Origin of the sequence: Steroidobacter sp., from assembly GCF_016790065.1 — a bacterium.
GTDB lineage: Bacteria > Pseudomonadota > Gammaproteobacteria > Steroidobacterales > Steroidobacteraceae > Steroidobacter.
In genome coordinates, this window is the sequence record NZ_JAEUPY010000769.1 from 1 (window position 1) to 3,317 (window position 3,317).

The window sequence follows — 3,317 nt, forward strand, 5'->3', positions numbered from 1 at the left end:
TAGTGTGTGAAATACCTCTAACGACATCGTATTCGTTGCTTGCGGAGTTTGCATGAGCGCTGTCCTGTTGAAATGGGCGAAGCGCACAGCGACCCACGGGTCGCCTGCACACCCCGCGGGATTGAATGAACTCGTGAAGCCGTCGCTCCATGAGCGTCTTAAGGCCGGTTGATGGATTACTGTGGCCGGCGACCACGCACGTTTCGTCGCGAACGCGACGAGCAAATGTTTGCAATCGTTCTCGATCGTTTGCTGGTAACCACGGCGCGCCGACGTGACGCCATAGCAGCCTCAGGCACAGCAGCCGCCCTAGCACCGCTTGGGTGAAGTTGCAGATCCGACGGAGTGACTGAAGGTAGGAACGCACCTTGATCCTAGGAGCGTTTCTCAATGAACCGTTGGCTTGCCACGCCTGCTTATCGAATCCTTCTCTCGAACGTTCCCCACGCGCACGCGCTGCTCGATGCACTGAACGTCACCGGACGGCTGCGAGTCGTGGATGTCACGATCCATCGAGCCGCCACGGGCCTGCTCCATTGCGATATCGACGTGACCGGACTCGATCCGATCGATGCCGAACAATGGGCGGCCGCCCATTCGGACGAAGCGTTACTCACGACTCGTTCGGCGATCCGCGACGGGCGCGTGGGGACGTTATGGTTTGGTCGCATTCACTTCCAAGCGCCGCCCCAGGTCTACGTGCGTTTGGAGCTGCCGCTCTACAAAAAGCCCAAGCACCCCGACGAGCGAAGTTTCATTACGCTTGCGAGCGGCTCGGAGGCTGCCGCGCTTGAACAGTGGGGCGATGAGGAGCGCACACGACTCGCTCAGACGGCCGTCGAACGTACGGTCTGGCCGTTGATCCAACAGGCCGAACACCTGGGCTTCTCTGCGGTGGCGCTTGGGTTGCGCGCTGCCATGGAACGCTTGGGCTCGCTCCCCGCCGAGGAGTTACTGGCAGCTACGGCGCCGGTGATGATGTCCGGCTGGATCGCTGCGCTGGTTCGCTCCATTGCGCTGAGTGCGCCTGAGCTCGCGCGGATCACGGCCGTCGTTGCCAAGGACGGACGGCGCTCGGAGCCGCAAGACCCCCGGCCCGTGTTTCGCCTGATCAACCTGATCTCGAAGAGCGGCGAGAACGTCGCACTGGATCCGCACCTCGACACCGCGTATTGGGCCGAGGAGACCCAGGCGCCGATCTTTGTAAAAGTGCATGCCGTCACCGGCACCCACTTTGATTCACCCATCGCGCTCGTCGGCTTCTTGCGAACGCTGAGCACGACGTTGCTCTTGCAGCACCGTGCCGATGGATCGACGTACATCGACGTGGCGCAACCCTCGGCGGCAGCTTCTACATTGGATGCGCAGAACCTGCAGTCGCCTGATCTCTAATTGCGCAGGCTGCGCCCCGAGTTCATTCGATGCAGCACGCTGCGACGACTGAAGCTGCGCAAGCGCTGCCGGATCGACCCGACTGACCGTGAAGTTTAGAAAGAGGAGGCACAGCGTGCCTCCTCTGCCTCAATCAACTGCCTCGCCCGTGGCAATGTCGCGTTCCCTGGCGAATTGCACACTGGATTCGGTGAACCGCACACTGACTTCCAAGGATACGGTGCCTGCGTCCACGTCGATTTCAAGCTCCCCATAGCCACCGTCCCCGTTCCACCAGTCGACACCGGTCTCCTGAAGATAGTCGTCCGTGATGGCTCTAATCGCACCGTCCAGATCTGTCAGCTCCAACACCCGAGTGGTCGTCAGCTCGCCGTTCACCCACTGGTCCCGCTGCATATCGACCTCAACGAACACGTTGGCGGGATCGAACGCGCGATCTTCGAAGTTCACGAACTCGATCGCTCCCTCATCGCCACTGCCGTCGAAAGTCACTCGGATGTGATGAAGACCGTGGCCTCTCAAGACCGGCAGGACGCGCCGAAGATTGTCCATGTAGACGTACGTTCGGGCGGGACGGTCGATCATGCGCTCCACGGTGCTCATGCGCTCAATGCCCAGTTCGCGGTGAATCGCTTCGACCACCTCGGATGAGGGTTCCGCGTTCCAGCGCGTGCGAATCTGGGTGATCCGCAGCGGCGCCTCGGGGTTGCTGCTCAACGCCAGTTGTACCGTCCATCGCCGCCGATCGACGAACACACAGGCGATGGCGACGTAGCCGGCGATGAGTAGTGCATGATAGGACTCACCGGCGATGCAATGACGCTGCCGTAGCCCTTCCATCCCCAAGCGACGGCTGGTGCGGATCAGGTAGCCCCGAAATCGAGGCGGCAGGTGGGCCTCGAACTTCGCCACATCATAAGAATCGTTCTGCGCGGTCAGGCGCTTCAACGTTTCTGCTCGTGCGAGCCGATCGTGCTCGTCCCGCCACCGACGCTCGCTCCAGTCCAGACGGATCTTGCGTCCCTGCGCACGAGCCATCTGAATGACGTCGCTGACGGGAACGCCTTTGGCCTGCAAATGCATCAGGCTCACCGCGAACCCGAGCGCCTTGCTCGAGGATCCCGCCAGCTCCGTGGCATCGAGCACCGTATTGATGACTTCCTCGCTCACGTGTCCGACCCTGAGCAATTCTCTCAATGGCGCTCGCACTTTGTTTGGTAGCACGTCCAACCGCGCGTTGGTTTTCTCGGAGCACCTCATCGGGGCTCTCCTCGGCTGCCGATGACAGGCGTGGCGCGAGCCATCCACGGCTCGGGCTGTATTCTCGAGAGCCAGTCGCTGAGCGTCGGAATGCGGCCGCCACAATCCTCCTTCACGTGCTGTTCGCCAACCAGGCGGACCGGCACGCACTTGCCGTCACAATTCGTCAGGGTGACTCCAAACACCCGTTCGCACCAGAAGATGCCTTGCGCGTGATGACGAAGCGCGCGATGACGAAAGTCCGCAAAGGCTTCCTTTGATTCATCGAACCAGTGATGGATCGCGAGATAGTCTTCGGGCTGCCCGCCGAAAGCGCGAGCCGAGTTCAATGCATGGTAGTACACGTGAGACATGGGTGATCTCCAGGCAAAGTGCGGGGATACACCCAGGCCCCGCGGGGGCATCGAGTACCCCGCAAGGTTGAGAAGCTGCCGCTCTAAGGCAGGGGCAGCAGATACAAAGGAGGAGCATCGATGCTCGCCACACGCGTTGAGCACGCGGCAAGCGGTTCGAGCTCGTACGCGATGGCGCGTAGAACACTGAATGCGTCAGGCCGCGACTTCGACCTTGGCGCTAACGGCAACGGCCAGTTATCGTTGTATCGCCTCGATCACGGCGCCGGTCCCCTCGATGGTGAGAGCGCACTCGGGTGATCGCAAGCGACG

The 3,317-nt window shown here is 61.4% G+C and carries 3 protein-coding genes; 1 reads left to right on the top strand and 2 read right to left on the bottom strand.

Annotation, left to right across the window (positions count from 1 at the left end):
* Nucleotides 1-390 precede the first annotated feature (390 nt).
* Nucleotides 391-1,392, top strand: a complete 1,002-nt coding sequence (locus JNL55_RS31200; protein ID WP_293863785.1) for a hypothetical protein — start codon at nt 391-393, stop codon at nt 1,390-1,392.
* A 129-nt stretch (nt 1,393-1,521) separates the two neighbouring features.
* Here the strand turns inward: JNL55_RS31200 and JNL55_RS31205 are convergent, their stop codons facing one another.
* Both JNL55_RS31205 and JNL55_RS31210 read right to left on the bottom strand, forming a co-directional pair.
* A complete protein-coding gene (locus JNL55_RS31205; RefSeq protein ID WP_293863788.1) occupies nt 1,522-2,562 on the bottom strand; it encodes a DUF6878 family protein in 1,041 nt (346 codons plus the stop codon).
* A gap of 86 nt (nt 2,563-2,648) precedes the next feature.
* On the bottom strand, nt 2,649-3,005 hold the full coding sequence (locus JNL55_RS31210) for a DUF6915 family protein (RefSeq protein WP_293863791.1): 357 nt from the start codon (nt 3,003-3,005) through the stop codon (nt 2,649-2,651).
* Nucleotides 3,006-3,317 lie beyond the last annotated feature (312 nt).

Bases quoted from the DNA above. Each gene is read 5' to 3' on its own strand.
- JNL55_RS31200 (WP_293863785.1), top strand. From the start codon at position 391: ATGAACCGTTGGCTTGCCACGCCTGCTTATCGAATCCTTCTCTCGAAC.
- JNL55_RS31210 (WP_293863791.1), bottom strand. From the start codon at position 3,005: ATGTCTCACGTGTACTACCATGCATTGAACTCGGCTCGCGCTTTCGGC.